The organism is Brachybacterium sp. ACRRE (assembly GCF_022346485.1).
Lineage (GTDB): Bacteria > Actinomycetota > Actinomycetes > Actinomycetales > Dermabacteraceae > Brachybacterium > Brachybacterium halotolerans.
In genome coordinates this window covers 1-13654 of sequence record NZ_JAKRMO010000083.1, presented here as the reverse complement: position 1 = coordinate 13654, position 13654 = coordinate 1, and the positions used below count along the sequence as shown (strand labels likewise).

At 72.2% G+C, this 13654-nt stretch carries 13 protein-coding genes; 7 read left to right on the top strand and 6 right to left on the bottom strand.

From position 1 onward, the window contains the following. Positions 1-138: 138 nt before the first annotated feature. From MHY49_RS17380 to MHY49_RS17355, 6 genes are all read right to left on the bottom strand, one after another. Positions 139-465: a DUF2516 family protein gene (locus MHY49_RS17380; protein WP_239206242.1), complete on the bottom strand. Its 327-nt coding sequence runs from the start codon at positions 463-465 to the stop codon at positions 139-141. A 116-nt stretch (positions 466-581) separates the two neighbouring features. Further along, a complete protein-coding gene (locus MHY49_RS17375; protein WP_239206240.1) occupies positions 582-1904 on the bottom strand; it encodes an aromatic acid exporter family protein in 1323 nt (440 codons plus the stop codon). After that, the gene (locus MHY49_RS17370) at positions 1901-2443 is read right to left on the bottom strand and encodes a hypothetical protein (RefSeq protein WP_239206238.1); all 543 of its coding nucleotides are present in this window, start codon (positions 2441-2443) and stop codon (positions 1901-1903) included. Before MHY49_RS17370 ends, MHY49_RS17375 begins: the two co-directional genes overlap by 4 nt. 382 nt (positions 2444-2825) lie before the next feature. Next, entirely contained in the window at positions 2826-4076 is a 1251-nt protein-coding gene (locus MHY49_RS17365) for a folate-binding protein YgfZ (RefSeq protein WP_239206236.1), read from the bottom strand. A 10-nt stretch (positions 4077-4086) separates the two neighbouring features. After that, positions 4087-4728: an FABP family protein gene (locus MHY49_RS17360; RefSeq protein WP_239206234.1), complete on the bottom strand. Its 642-nt coding sequence runs from the start codon at positions 4726-4728 to the stop codon at positions 4087-4089. Positions 4729-4973: 245 nt separating this feature from the next. Next, a complete protein-coding gene (locus MHY49_RS17355) occupies positions 4974-5723 on the bottom strand; it encodes a hypothetical protein (protein WP_239206232.1) in 750 nt (249 codons plus the stop codon). 245 nt (positions 5724-5968) lie between these two features. On the opposite strand from MHY49_RS17355, the gene mshD reads away from it, so the two are divergent. The 7 genes from mshD (at position 5969) to pstB (ending at position 13470) form a co-directional block, all read left to right on the top strand. After that, the gene (gene mshD, locus MHY49_RS17350) at positions 5969-6955 is read left to right on the top strand and encodes a mycothiol synthase (protein ID WP_239206230.1); all 987 of its coding nucleotides are present in this window, start codon (positions 5969-5971) and stop codon (positions 6953-6955) included. Next, positions 6952-7902 carry an NUDIX hydrolase gene (locus tag MHY49_RS17345; RefSeq protein ID WP_228359224.1) on the top strand — a complete coding sequence of 317 codons (951 nt, stop codon included), beginning with the start codon at positions 6952-6954 and terminating at the stop codon, positions 7900-7902. The genes mshD and MHY49_RS17345 overlap by 4 nt, the downstream gene beginning before the upstream one ends. Before the next feature lie 167 nt (positions 7903-8069). Beyond that, on the top strand, positions 8070-8894 hold the full coding sequence (locus tag MHY49_RS17340) for a DUF4190 domain-containing protein (RefSeq protein WP_239206228.1): 825 nt from the start codon (positions 8070-8072) through the stop codon (positions 8892-8894). Between the two features lie 344 nt (positions 8895-9238). Continuing rightward, on the top strand, positions 9239-10360 hold the full coding sequence (gene pstS, locus MHY49_RS17335; RefSeq protein ID WP_239206226.1) for a phosphate ABC transporter substrate-binding protein PstS: 1122 nt from the start codon (positions 9239-9241) through the stop codon (positions 10358-10360). Between the two features lie 118 nt (positions 10361-10478). Then, complete coding sequence (gene pstC / locus MHY49_RS17330; protein ID WP_239206224.1) at positions 10479-11486, top strand: phosphate ABC transporter permease subunit PstC; 1008 nt, start codon at positions 10479-10481, stop codon at positions 11484-11486. Positions 11487-11495: 9 nt separating this feature from the next. Further along, positions 11496-12647, top strand: a complete 1152-nt coding sequence (pstA, locus tag MHY49_RS17325; protein ID WP_239206222.1) for a phosphate ABC transporter permease PstA — start codon at positions 11496-11498, stop codon at positions 12645-12647. 37 nt (positions 12648-12684) lie between these two features. Next, a complete protein-coding gene (gene pstB / locus MHY49_RS17320) occupies positions 12685-13470 on the top strand; it encodes a phosphate ABC transporter ATP-binding protein PstB (RefSeq protein ID WP_239206220.1) in 786 nt (261 codons plus the stop codon). Positions 13471-13654: the final 184 nt, after the last annotated feature.

Below are 13654 nucleotides of genomic sequence, written 5' to 3'. Positions count from 1 at the left end.
CCACCACCCGGACCGCCCCCCACCCCCCGGACCTGCCGGCCCCCGACCCGCCCGCCCCCCCCCGGCCCGGCCCTCCCCCCCCCCCCCGGCCCGGTGGGGTCCGGTCGGTTCGAGGCCCGTCAGGTCCGGGGGATGCGGTCAGTACCGGTTGTTGCGCGAGCGCTCCATGACGGAGCGCAGGGCCGGCAGGACGTCGGCCAGGAAGACGCCGGAGATCACGATGCCGATCACCATCAGCAGCATCGAGGATCCCCCGCGGCCCACCGGATAGGGCAGCGCGATGAAGCCGAGCAGCAGGGCGAGACCCGTGAGCAGACCCCAGAACAGCTTCGTGCGCTTGCCCGCCGCGGTGTACGCGTCGGGGCGGAAGCGCAGAGCGTTGACCAGCGCCCAGATCTCGATGGCGAAGAGCACCACCGCGATCACGGCGAAGATCCAGTACTGGGCGACTGCGAGCCAGAGCATGCGGTCAGGATAACGGCACAGCTCGGGCGTGGGATGGGAGGCGCCCCGGGCTCTGGAGGCCGGCGCGCCGAGCGGCCGGCGCTCCGAGCGGCCGGCGTGCGGAGCGGTTATCCCGGCTATCCCCGTCGGCGGTCGGGGTCGGAGCGGTCGGTGATCAGCAGCTCGAGCGCCTCGGTGGTGGCGGGCGGTTCGACGGCCGACATCTCGCGGGTGAGCGGACGCGGCCCGATGGTGTCGCCGTCGGCCGCGATGAGCAGGCTGGGCAGGAAGCGCTGCGCGTCCTTGTGGTCCAGCCCGGTGGCCTCGAGCAGGTCGATCGCGAGCGAGCGCAGCTGGATCACGAGGGCGACGCCCTCGAAGTGGTCGACCCGGCCCAGGCGCGTGCCGTCGTCGCTGCGCAGCATCGTCTCGGGCGTGAGGTAGGAGCAGAAGATGCGGAGCGCCCGGCGCGCCTCGGTGAAGTCGCCGTCGGAGTCGACGGCCTCGCGCAGGGCGACGGCGGCGTCATGGGCGGCGAGCAGGGCGTCGGCCAGGCGCGCATGGGAGCTGCGGCCCTTGACCGATTCGAGGAAGGCGACCTCGTGCCGGGCGATGACGCGCACGTTGCGCACGGCGCGATCGGAGCCGATGAGCAGATGCTGCAGACGCCCGACGTCGCCCGCCCGCCGCAGGTGGGTGGGGGAGAAGGTGGCGATCTCCTCGGCCGCGTTGTTCGCGATGCGCCACTCGTCCACGAGCTCCTGGGAGGTGGTGCGGATCTGCGAGAGGGCGGCGCTCGCGACCTTCACGTCCCCCGTGCGGGCCGCGAGGGACATCTGCGTGAGCGCGTCCTCGAGCGCCCGGTACAGCGAGTGCGCGGCCGACCGCTGCCCTCGACGGGGATCGCCGGAGGTCAGCAGGTGCACGAGGATGCCCACGACCACGCCCGTGAGCGCGTCGAGGATGCGGCCGCCCGGGCTCATCGACGGGGTGAGCGGCATGACCGTGACCAGCAGCGACTGGATCGACATCTGCATCGTGAAGACGATCCCGGAGTCGATGAGCCGGGCCAGCAGACCGGCCGTCACCACGACGACCGCGATCTGCCACGTGCCCGAGCCGATCGTCGCGCGGGCGAGCTCGCCCAGGAGCACGCCGCACATCACGCCCGTGGACATCTCCAGCACCTTGCGGACCTTCTTCTCCGTGCTGGACACGCCGATGATCACGAAGGCGGCGATGGCCGCGAAGAAGGGGAACTGGTGGCCCCACACGAAGTGCGCGAACAGGTAGGCGACCGCGGTCGCGGTGCCCGCGCGGGCGATGCTGCCCAGGCCCTTGCGGTCGCGCTCGACGCCCTCGCCGATGCGGCTGGAGATCGCCGCGCGCACGCGGTCGCCGAGCGGCGGCTTCGGGGTGTCGATGTCCGTGGTGGTGGTCTTCGGCTCGGCCTGGCTCATGCGACCACCGGATCCGTCAGCCGCATCTCGAGAAGCTCCCTGAGGTCGAAGGTCTCGCCGTCGCGCCCGCCGCGGCCCACCACGAGGGGTGCGTCGACGGGCTCGATCTCGGCCCCGCGCAGTCGTGTGAGCAGGCCGCCGTCGGCCCGCAGGATGTAGTAGCGCGCCTCGGTGTCGATGCCGATCGTGCGGTCCTGCTTGAGGTACCAGCCGTGCAGCGGGGTGCGGATCGTCCCGGAGCCCTTGTACGGGAGGGCGCGCAGCGCGCGCGGGGCGATGCCCGCGCTCTCGAAGCGCTCGATGTACTCCCGCAGGATCGCGGTGGCCTTCGCGTGCTCGGTCCGACGTGCGTGCTCGAGTGCCTGCTCCTGCGCGGCGAGCACGGCGGCGCGCTGCTGCGACCAGGAGGGCGGATCGCCCCGGCGGTCCCCCGGCGCCTCGCCTCGCGGCATCTCGCCCTGTGGCACCTCGCCTCGCGGCATCTCGCCCTGCGGCATCTCGCCGTGCGGGATCTCGTGCCGCTCACCCTGCGCGCTCATGCCCATGGCCCCATTGTGTCAGGCCCCGCGGCGCACGGCGCGCGGTCCGGCCCGGGCCCCGCGGCGCACGGCGCGCGGTCCGGGCCGGGGCCGCAGCACCCAGGAAGCTGCGTGGGCCGGGGGCCGCGTGGCCCGGTGGTGTCGCGGAAGGGCACATACGGGACATCTCTGCCATATATGGCAGAGATGTCTCGTATACGCCGTTCCATGACACGAATCCGTCTCCGGAGTTGGGGGGATCGGGACCACCACCCGGATCTCAGTCTCGGCCGCTCCACGGCTCGCCGGACGCCAGCGGTCGGACGCCGGCGGGCGGGCACCGGCGTGCGGACGATGGCGGCCGGGCGACGGCGGGCGGGCAACGCCGGGCCGTCGGCGCCCCTCAGAGTCGCGCCGTGCGGGGTCTCTCGCCGTGCTCGCGGGTGATCACGACGGGCTCCTGGGTCGCATCGAGCCAGGTGATCTCGACGTCGTCGGCCGATGGCCCCATTCCGTCCGCCCCGGCGACCCCGTCAGCCCCGTCGACGCCGTCAGTCCCGTCGGCCTCGCCGCCGCCTTCCCACGGGCCCGCGCTGATCCGGGACCCGATGACGAGGGGCGCGTCGAGCGGGGCGGCGCGCTTGAGGACGGCCAGGGCGATCGGGCCGAGGTCCGCGTGGGTGGCGGCGGAGGTCACGGTGCCCACGAGCTTGCCCTCACTCCCACCCAGGCGCACGGGATCGCCGTGCCGGGGCATGACGTTCTGCGAGCCGTCGACCAGCAGCATCGTGAGCCGGCGCGGGGGCTGACCCAGGTTCAGCACCTTGGCGACGGTCTCCTGACCGCGGTAGCAGCCCTTGGCCGTGTGGACGGCGGTGCGCAGCAGGTCGAGCTCGTGCGGGATGCTGCGCTCGTCGACCTCGGTGGCCTGGCGCGCGCGGTGGGAGGCGATGCGCAGGGCCTCGGCCGCCTCGCTGCCGGCGAGGTGCTCGACGCGCCAGGGGAGCGCTGCGAGGGCGTCCGCGTCGAAGGCGGTGAGCACCCAGTCGGTGCCGTCCTCGGGATCGGGCCCGTAGGCGACGTGGCCGGGGGCGACCGCGGGGTGCGGGTCGGTCCACACGAAGGCGGGCTCGGGGAGGTCGAGGCCCGTCGGCCCGAGCGCCGCGGCGCCGAGGATGTTCCCGGCGGGCGCGAGGCCGCCCAGCAGGCGCAGATCGTCGCGGTCCGTGATCTCGACGCGCGCGGCGAAGCGCATCATCTCGAGGTAGCGGCGCAGACCCGCCCGGGAGCCGGGGTCGGTGACCAGCAGGATCGTCTCCTCGCCGGTGACGGCGGCGGAGGCCAGGTGCTCGACCCGGCCCTGCGGGCTCAGCACCGCGAGGGAGCGCGAGGCGCCCACGGGGGCGTCGGTGAGGGCCTGCGAGGTGACCGTGGTGAGCCAGCTGCGGGCGTCGGCCCCGCGGAGCTCGAGGATCTCGTGGCCGCCGAGGTCGACGACGGCGCGGCGCGAGAGCAGGCGACGCTGCTCCCGCAGCGGGGCTCCGTAGTGGGCGGGCATGCCGCGGTCCGGGCCGTCCTCGGCGAGCACGGCGCCGGATCCCGTCAGCAGGGGCGGGTGGATCGGCTGCGGCGGGGGAGCGGGCTGCTCGGTCATGTCGGCCACGTCAGCCACGGTCGAGCTCGACCGAGAGGTAGGGGGAGAGCTCGTTCGGCGCGGCGGGATCGGTCGCGCGCTCCCACAGCCACATGAGACGGCCGCCGACGAGCCCGAACATGCGGGTCGCGGCGATGGAGCCGTCGGCGGCACGGGCCGTGGGGGAGGTGCGCAGGCCCAGCTGGATGCGGGGTCCGCGCACCTCGCCGGCCCAGGTCTCCTCGCCGTCCTCGCGGGAGATCACGAGCTCGACGCCGTACGAGACGACGCCGGCGGGATCGCCGGGCTTGGCGGCGCGGGCGGCCTCGAGGTCCTGGCCGGGCAGGGGGTCGCCGACGCGCCAGAAGCCCTTCTCCCGCACCAGCAGGCTGCGCTCGCCCGTGCCGGCATCCTGCTCGGGGACCTTCTCGGAATCGACGAACGCGCTCGTGGGCGGCAGCGGGGCAGGGGCGTCGACCAGGTCGGTCGACATCACCCAGGCCAGGGTGCCGTCCTCGTTCGCGGAGGTCACGAGCTTCTGCTCGATGCGGCGGCCGATCAGCTCGCCGTCCTCGTCGGGGAGCTGGGCGGCGCCGTCGCCGTTCCAGGAGCCGACGAGCCAGGCCAGCGGGAAGAGGCTCTCAGGAAGCGATGGATCCAGGACGATCGGCATCGGATCAGCGGCCGAACAGGCGGGTGACCACGAGGACGGCGAATCCGGCGGTGCCGAGCCCGACGACGCCGACGAGAGCGGTGAACACGAGGGACAGAACAGACATGCTCACACTGTACCGGCCACGGCGCCTCGAGCGGGCCGACGGGACGGCCGTGCCCCGGGCGGGATCACGCGCACCGGAGCCCGGCGCGAACCGGCGCGAATGAGCACCGGCGCGGAGTGCCGCGACTCCGCGGGGCCACTCAGCCCAGCAGGCGCTGGGTGAGCAGCGCCACGACGCCGATCGTGGCGACGGGGCCGGCGGCGACGGCGAGGGAGGGGAGGGGCTCGCGCGCGGCGAGCACCGATCCCAGCAGCAGGTGCACGCCGCTCGCGCCCACCGCGAGCACCGCGCCCACGAGCAGCGCGATCGGCCAGGCGATCGCGGACATCTCGTGCATCATCAGCGCGGTGGTGCCCGCACCCAGCACGATCGCGAGGATCAGCCGGGGCGTGCGCGGCAGGCCGACGGCCGTGACCAGCAGCGTCACGGCGAGGCCCGCGCCGGAGGCGGCGAGCAGTCCCACCTCGGCGGGGGTCGCGGCGTCGGCCTGGGCGACCACCCAGGTCGCGGAGATCCCGGTGAGCATCACACCGCCCACGGTGCCGGTGAGCGAGGCGGAGAGCTCCTCGCGGCTGCGGCGCAGCATCTGGTGGACGAAGGCGCCGAAGATGCCGAGCGCACAGGCGACCACCACGCTCCACAGCGGCTCCCCGGTCTCCGCGGTGCGCACGCTGAGCAGGGCGGCGAGCATGCCCGTGGCCACGATCACGATGCGCGAGCCGAGCGCGCTGGGCAGCTCGAGCAGGTCCGGCCAGCCGATGCCCACGAGCAGGGCGAGCACGCACAGCAGTGCCGCCATCAGCGGGACCGAGGCGCCGCCGGTGAGCGTCACCAGGCTCAGCAGGACCGCCAGGACGGCTCCCAGAGGGGCCCGTTCCGATGCGGTCATCCGCCCACCTCGCACTCGTCTCGCTGTCGTCGTCCGCGTTCGTCCTGCCCTGGTCCGGACCCGTGGTCCGAGGCCGGCTCGTCGCCGGTCGTCCGCGGGTCCGCGCGCCCTCCGGGACTCCCGGTGCGGCGCCGGTTCCCGCGCCGAGGGCGGGCGTCCCGGGACCGCTCAGGGGAACGCTACAGTGGCAGTCTACGAGCCGCCGACGGCGGAGCCCTGCCACGGACCATAAGGACACCCACCGCATGATCGTCACGGACGAGCTGCGCCCTGCGCAGCGCCCGGCGGTCGACCTCCTCCTCGAGCGGACCCGCGCCCACGACGGCGTCGCCGCGCTGGACGAGGCCGCGCTGTTCGCCCTGCACGCCGAGCGTGCCGACGGGACGCTGCACCTGCTGCTCGCCGATCCCTCGGCGGATTCGCCGGGCTCACCGGACTCGTCGGCCCCGCCGCGCGCGCTCGCCTACGCCTCCGTGCTGTCCGACGGCACCGCGCAGGGCGCCGTGGACCCCGGGGCCCGCCGCCGCGGCCTGGGATCGCAGCTGCTGGACGCGGTCCTCGAGCGTCGCCCCGATGCCGGGATCTGGGCCCATGGTGCGCTCGACGCCTCGGTCGCCTTCCTGCGCGAGCGCGGTCTCGAGCCCGTGCGCGAGCTGCTCACGATGCGCCGCGTGCTCGGACAGGGCGCTGACGGCGACGCCGGGATCCCGGCGCGCGAGCCTCGCGATCCCGCGATCGCGCTGGGTGCCTTCGATCCGGCGCGCGACGCCGACGCCTGGGTGCGCGTGAACGCGCGCGCCTTCGCCGACCATCCCGAGCAGGGGCGCCTGACCCGCGCGGACCTCGACGAGCGCATGGCCCAGCCCTGGTTCCGGGCCGATGACCTCCACGTGGCCCGTCGCGACGGCGCGCTGCTGGGCTTCGTCTGGGTCAAGCGCGAGGAGGCCGAGGACTCCCGGAGCGCGCCCGATGCCGAGATCTACGCCGTCGGCACTGACCCCGACGCCGCAGGCCAGGGCGTCGCCGGAGCTCTGCTCAGTCGCGCCCTGCGCGCTCTCGCCGCGGACGGCGTCGGCGCCGCGACGCTCTACGTCGAGGGGGACAACACCCCCGCGCTCGGCCTCTACGAGCACCTGGGCTTCGACGTCTCCGGCCGCGATCTCCAGTTCCGCCGGGGCGGCGGGGCCGGCTCGTCGGACGCGACGGGCTCGTCGGACGCGACGGACGCATGAGCACGATGGCAGTCCCCGGCGCACAGCCCGCCGTGCTCGCGGCGGGCGCGCTGATCTGGCGCGAGAAGCACGGCACGGTGCAGGTGCTGCTCGTGCATCGCCCCCGCTACGACGACTGGTCGATCCCCAAGGGGAAGCTCGAGGCCAGGGAGACGTTCCCCGCCGCGGCCGTCCGCGAGGTGGGGGAGGAGACCGGGTACCGGGTGCGGCTGCACCGTCCGCTGCCCGCCTCCGTCTACCTGCTGCCCGACGGCCGCTCGAAGATCGTCCAGTACTGGACCGCGGCCGTGCGCTCGCGCATCGGGCCCGGCCCGAAGAATCCCAAGGAGATCGACGAGACCCGCTGGGTGCAGATCTCCGAGGCCGAGCAGCTGCTCACCCGCCAGACCGACCGCGTGACCCTCACCGCGCTCTCCGAGCAGCTCGCCGAGGACACCGCGCTCACGCGGCCGATCATCATCCAGCGCCACGCGGCGGCGGTCTCCCGCGCGAAGTGGCGCGACGGCGAGAAGAGCCGTCCCCTGAACTCGAAGGGGAAGAAGCAGGCCAAGGCCCTGCCGCCGATGATCGACGCCTTCGCGCCGGACTCCGTGGTCTCCAGCCCCTGGAAGCGCTGCCGGGCGACGGTCCAGCCGTACGCGCGGCTCTCCGGCCTGGACATCTCCACCAAGGAATCCCTTACCGAGGCCGGGCACGCCTCCGAGCCCTCGCGCACCGCCGCGGTCGTCGAGCGCGTGCTGCGCGAAGCGCGGCCCACGATCCTGTGCACCCACCGGCCCGTGCTCCCCACCGTCATCGACACCGTGCGCGAGTTCGCGAGCCGCGAGGCTGCCCTCGAGCTCCCGCGGTCGGACCCGTACCTCTCCGCCGGCGAGGCGCTCATCGTGCATGCGGTGCCCGGCGGGCGGATCGTCGCCGTCGAGCGCCACCAGCCGCGCATCGAGTGACCGGGCGGCCGGGCCCGTCCGGACGGCATGCTCCGCCGACGGGCCGACGGGCCGACGGGCCGACGGGCCGACGTGGCCGCGGACCAGCGGGCGGAAGGCGCCGCCCGGCAGAATGAAGCACGTGGGGCGGTGGGCCCCGACACGACCCTGCAGGAGGACACGATCCGATGAGTGACAGCAGCGGCTACGGCGGCTTCAGCGCCCCCGGCCCCCAGGACCCGCAGGGCTCCGCGCCGTCGCCCTACGGCGCGGGCGAGTCCAGCGGCGCCGACGGTTCCTTCGGATCGAGCGATCCGTACGGCTCGAGCGCCCCCTACGGTTCGGGCACTCCGTATGGACCGGATTCCTCCTATGGATCAGGTTCCGCCTACGGATCCGGTTCCGCCTATGGATCAGGTTCCTCCTACGGATCGGGCGATCCGTACGGCTCGAGCACCGGGTACGGATCCAGCGATCCGTACGGCTCGACGGAGCCCTACGGCTCGACGGAGCCCTACGGATCGAACGGCGGAAACGGTCCGACGGATCCCTATGCCCCGGCCTCCGGCTCGTCGGCCCCCTCGGGAGGGCCCTTCGGGTCGCCGGACCAGGCGCCCCGGCCCGACGGGACGCCGAGCCACCAGCCGAGCCACCAGCCCCCGTACCAGCCGTCCTACCAGCCCGCCTCCCAGCCGTCGTACCAGGCCTCGACGGCGTACCCCGGAGGGATGTACGGCACCGGGTACGCGCCACGGCCGACCTCGGGGATGGCGATCGCCGGCTTCGTCCTGGGCCTCGTGGGGCTCGTGCTGGCCTGCGGCATCCTCTCGCCGCTCGGCGTCATCTTCTCCGTCATCGGCATCCAGGCCACGGGGGAGAACAGCACCCACGGCGGGCGCGGCTTCGCGATCGCCGGTCTGATCATCTCGATCATCGGCACCCTGCTCCTGCTCCTCGTCGTGGGCGGGTTCGTGCTCGGCTCCCTGACGGAGTCCACGTCCGGGACCTACTGACCCGATCCGGGGGCCTCCCGAGAGGCCGTCGCGGCCGGGGCGACGCGCACCGGCGCCCGCCACTTCGCACAGAGCTGTGCACCGCGAGCGCAGGGGCTTGCCCACACCGCGCTGTGACCGGACCGTGACCTCCGTGTGACGCACCTGTATCTGTGCTCTGACCTGCGCATCCAGCGGCCTCCGCGGGGAACGTGCTTTCCGTTCATCTGACGTTCACATACCAGCGGGCGGGCGGACACTTCGGCTCCCTAGCGTCGCCGCTGTCGCCCCGCCCCGGGTATCCCGCCCGGCACACCTGAGGCGCGCTCCTCGTACTCGTGGGCCCAGCCCCGGAAGGAATCGCAGTGATCGCTCGCAAGAACAAGCTCGTCGCGCTCGCGACGCTCGGAGTCACGGCCGCGCTCGCACTGTCCGCCTGCGGCGGCAGCGACTCCGGATCGTCCGACAGCTCCGGCGGATCCGACAGCGGCTCGGGCGCCAGCGTCTCCGGCAACCTCGCCGGCGCCGGCGCGTCGACCCAGGAGTCCGCGCAGGGCGCCCTCACCCAGAGCTTCATCGCCGAGAACTCCGGCGCCCAGGTGACCTACCAGTCGGTCGGCTCCGGCAAGGGCGTCGAGCAGTTCCTCGACGGCGGCGTGCAGTTCGCCGGCACCGACAAGGCGCTCGCCCAGGACGAGATCAAGAAGGCCGCCGACGGCGCCTGCACGGGCGGCACCGCGTTCGACGTCCCCGCCTACGTCTCTCCGATCGCCCTGGTCTACAACCTCGAGGGCGTCGACGACCTGCAGCTCTCCGGCTCGACGGTCGCCCAGATCTTCTCCGGCAAGATCACCAAGTGGAACGATCCCAAGATCGCCGCCGACAACAAGGGCGTCGACCTGCCCGACGAGAAGATCGTCCCCGTGCACCGCTCCGACAAGTCCGGGACGACCAACAACTTCACCGACTACCTGCACTCGGTGGCGCCCGATGACTGGACGCACGAGGCGGCCGAGGTTTGGCCCGACGGCGGCGGCCAGTCCGGTGAGAAGACGAGCGGTCTGCTCAGCACGGTCGAGGGCGGCTCGGGCACGATCGGCTACGCCGACGCGGGCCAGGCCGAGGGCAAGCAGATCGCCAAGCTCAAGGTCGGCGACGAGTACGTCGCCCCCGAGGCGGAGGCCGCGGCCAAGGCCGTCGACGTCTCCCCGCGCGAGAAGGGTCGCGACGAGAAGGACATCGTCGTGCAGCTGGACCGCAAGACCACCGAGTCCGGTGCCTACCCGATGGTGCTCGTCTCGTACCTCGCGATGTGCGACACCTACAAGGACGCCGGTCAGGCCGACCTCATGAAGGCCTACGCGAACTACGTGGTCTCCTCGGAGGGCCAGAAGACCTCCGCGAGCGCCGCGAAGTCGGCTCCGCTCTCGGACGAGCTGTCCGCGGACGCCAAGAAGTCGATCGATACGATCAAGGCCGCCGGCTGATCTTCAGCAGCCCAGGTCCGCACGCCGGAGCGCGGGCACGCCGTGATGGCCGTGCTCGCGTTCCGGTGCGTCGGCCCTCTTCCTCCGTCCTCCGCACACCTCCCAGGAGAGCCTTGAGATGACTGCGGCCGAGAACCCCGCGTCCGACCAGACCTCGGTGCAGACCGAGGGACCGCAGCCCGACGGTGACGGGCCGTCGACCGGCTCGAGGGCGGCGGGGCGCCGCTCCGGCCGACGCCTCGGGGACAGCATCTTCTCCCTCCTCAGCATCGGCTCCGGCCTGCTGATCTTCGTCACCCTTGCGGCCGTGTTCCTGTTCCTCGTGCTGCAGTCGCGCGAAGCGATCGCCACCAGCCGCGAGGTGACGGGCTCGGCCGATGCGGTCTCCCTGCTGAGCTTCACGGCGCCGCTCGCGTTCGGCACGGTCTTCGCGGCCATCCTCGCGCTGCTCCTCGCCGTGCCGGTGGCCATCGGGATCTCCCTGTTCATCTCGCACTTCGCGCCGCGGCGCCTGGCCTCCGTGCTCGGGTACGTCATCGATCTGCTGGCGGCCGTGCCCTCCGTGGTCTTCGGCCTCTGGGGCGGCGTGTGGCTCGTGCCCCGCCTCGAGCCGCTCTACCTGTTCCTCAACAAGTACCTGGGGTGGATCCCGCTGTTCGGCGGCGACCCGACCGCGCCCATGCGCAACCTCGCGAGCGCTTCGGTCGTGCTCGCGGTGATGATCCTGCCGATCATCTCCGCGGTCTGCCGGGAGGTCTTCCTGCAGGTCCCACGTCTCCAGGAGGAGGCGGCGCTCGCCCTGGGGGCCACGCGCTGGGAGATGATCAAGACCGTGGTGCTCCCCTTCGGGCGCAGCGGTATCGTCTCCGCTTCGATGCTCGGCCTGGGCCGCGCGCTGGGCGAGACCATGGCCGTTCTCATGGTGATGTCGCCGGGACTGACCTTCTCCCTGCACATCCTCGAGGTCTCCAAGCACCAGACGATCGCGGCCTACATCGCCTCCCAGAGCGCCGAGTCCTCGGGTGCGGACATGTCCCGCCTGATCTTCGCGGGCCTGGTGCTGTTCGCGATCACCTTCGTCATCAACGCGATCGCTCGCGCGATCGTCGGCCGCCGAGCCTCCTGAGGAGAGATCATGAGCACCTCTTCCGACACCGTCGACGCGCCGAGCAGCATCCACACGGCCGACGAGCGCCGACTGCCCTGGTGGCATCTGGTCCTCACGGGACTCGGTTCCCTGCTGCTCGCATCGCTCATCCTGGTCCTCGCCGACCACTTCTCGATCGCTCTGGCCGTGGTGCTGGGCTTCCCCGTGCATCTGATCGTCGGCTACGCCTACTCGCGGGTCCGCGAGGGGCGGCGCTGGGCATCGGACCGCCTGGCGACCCTCCTGGTCTCGGGCGCCTTCGCCCTCGCGATGATCCCGCTCGTCTCCCTGCTGTGGGAAGTGATCGCGCGCGGCGCGAAGAAGTTCGTCTCCCCCGGATTCCTCACGGGCGACATGGCCGGCGTCTTCGGCGGCATGGACGCGGGCGGCATCGGCCACGCGATCGTCGGCACCCTGATGATCACCTTCGGGGCGAGCGTGATCTCCGTGCCGATCGGACTGTTCACCTCGATCTTCCTCGTCGAGTACGCGAGGGAGGGATGGAAGCGCACGCTGGGCCGGGGAGTCACCTTCCTCATCGACGTGATGACGGGGATCCCCTCCATCGTCGCGGGTCTGTTCGCCCTCGCGCTCTTCGTGACCGTCACCGGGAACGCGGGACTGCGCATCGGCCTGATGGGATCCGTGGCCCTGTCGATCCTCATGATCCCCACCGTGGTGCGCTCGAGCGAGGAGATGCTGCGCCTGGTGCCGCTGGACCTGCGCGAGGCCGCCTACGCGCTGGGGGTGCCGCGGTGGCTGACGATCGTGCGGATCGTGCTGCGCACCGCGATCGCGGGTCTGACCACCTCGGTGACCCTCGCGATCGCCCGCGTGATCGGGGAGACCGCGCCCCTGCTGCTCGCGGTCGGCATGCTCCCGAAGTTCAACGCGAACCTGTTCGACAACTTCATGACCACTCTGCCCACCTTCATCAACAGCCAGTACGGTCTGGGCACCGCACCGTGCTCGGCACCGAAGATGTTCAATCCCATCGAGAAGGTCGAGTACGCCTGCTCCACGACGGTGAACTACGACCGGGCCTGGGCGGCCGCTCTGGCCCTGATCCTCATCGTGATGATCCTCAACGTGCTCGCCCGCCTGGTCAGCTACTACTTCTCGCCCAAGCTCGGCCGCTGAGCCGACGCCCGAGCCGACGCCCCCGAAAGGACCGACGATGCCCACAGGCCAGCCCATCACGGTGGAGAAACTGAACATCTTCTACGGAGACTTCCTCGCGGTCGAGGACGTCAACGTGAAGATCCAGCCCCGCTCCGTCACGGCGCTCATCGGCCCCTCCGGCTGCGGGAAGTCGACCTTCCTGCGCACCCTGAACCGCATGCACGAGGTGATTCCCGGGGCGCACGCCGAGGGCAGGGTCGAGATCGCCGGCGAGAACATCTACTCGCCGGGCGTGGACCCCGTGAACGTGCGCCGTCGCGTGGGCATGGTCTTCCAGAAGGCCAACCCGTTCCCCACGATGTCCATCAAGGACAACGTGCTGGCCGGGGTCAAGCTCAACAACAAGCGCATCTCGCGCTCCGCGTCCGAGGAGCTCGTGGAGACCTCGCTGAAGGGCGCGAACCTGTGGGAGGAGGTCAAGGACCGCCTCGACAAGCCCGGCCTGGGTCTCTCCGGCGGCCAGCAGCAGCGTCTGTGCATCGCCCGCGCGATCGCCGTGAAGCCCGAGGTGATCCTCATGGACGAGCCCTGCTCGGCGCTCGACCCGATCTCCACGCTCGCGATCGAGGACCTCATCCACGAGATGAAGCAGGACTTCACGATCGTGATCGTCACGCACAACATGCAGCAGGCCTCGCGCGTCTCCGACCGCACGGGCTTCTTCAACATCGCGGGGACCGGCAAGCCCGGGCACCTCATCGAGATCGACGAGACCGAGAAGATGTTCACCAACCCCTCGAACTCGCAGACGGAGGACTACATCTCCGGTCGCTTCGGCTGAGCCTCGGTCTCAGACCACGGTTCGACATCGGCCCCGGGAATCCGTTCCCGGGGCCGATGCGCGTCCAAGGGCGGTCGGCGGAGGGTGGAGCCATGACCTCGACACCTCTGCCCTCGCAGCCCGCATCCCAGCCCGCCGCACAGCCCGTCGGCCAGAATCCCGCCGCATACCCCGGCACCCACCC

Excerpts from the sequence above, each read along its gene's own strand:
- MHY49_RS17340 (WP_239206228.1), top strand. The coding sequence starts at position 8,070 with ATGAGTGACAGCAGCGGCTACGGCGGCTTCAGCGCCCCCGGCCCCCAG.
- MHY49_RS17375 (WP_239206240.1), bottom strand. The coding sequence starts at position 1,904 with ATGAGCCAGGCCGAGCCGAAGACCACCACCACGGACATCGACACCCCG.
- pstA (WP_239206222.1), top strand. The coding sequence starts at position 11,496 with ATGAGCACCTCTTCCGACACCGTCGACGCGCCGAGCAGCATCCACACG.
- pstB (WP_239206220.1), top strand. The coding sequence starts at position 12,685 with ATGCCCACAGGCCAGCCCATCACGGTGGAGAAACTGAACATCTTCTAC.
- mshD (WP_239206230.1), top strand. The coding sequence starts at position 5,969 with ATGATCGTCACGGACGAGCTGCGCCCTGCGCAGCGCCCGGCGGTCGAC.
- MHY49_RS17380 (WP_239206242.1), bottom strand. The coding sequence starts at position 465 with ATGCTCTGGCTCGCAGTCGCCCAGTACTGGATCTTCGCCGTGATCGCG.
- MHY49_RS17370 (WP_239206238.1), bottom strand. The coding sequence starts at position 2,443 with ATGAGCGCGCAGGGTGAGCGGCACGAGATCCCGCACGGCGAGATGCCG.
- pstC (WP_239206224.1), top strand. The coding sequence starts at position 10,479 with ATGACTGCGGCCGAGAACCCCGCGTCCGACCAGACCTCGGTGCAGACC.
- MHY49_RS17365 (WP_239206236.1), bottom strand. The coding sequence starts at position 4,076 with ATGACCGAGCAGCCCGCTCCCCCGCCGCAGCCGATCCACCCGCCCCTG.
- MHY49_RS17360 (WP_239206234.1), bottom strand. The coding sequence starts at position 4,728 with ATGCCGATCGTCCTGGATCCATCGCTTCCTGAGAGCCTCTTCCCGCTG.
- MHY49_RS17355 (WP_239206232.1), bottom strand. The coding sequence starts at position 5,723 with ATGACCGCATCGGAACGGGCCCCTCTGGGAGCCGTCCTGGCGGTCCTG.
- MHY49_RS17345 (WP_228359224.1), top strand. The coding sequence starts at position 6,952 with ATGAGCACGATGGCAGTCCCCGGCGCACAGCCCGCCGTGCTCGCGGCG.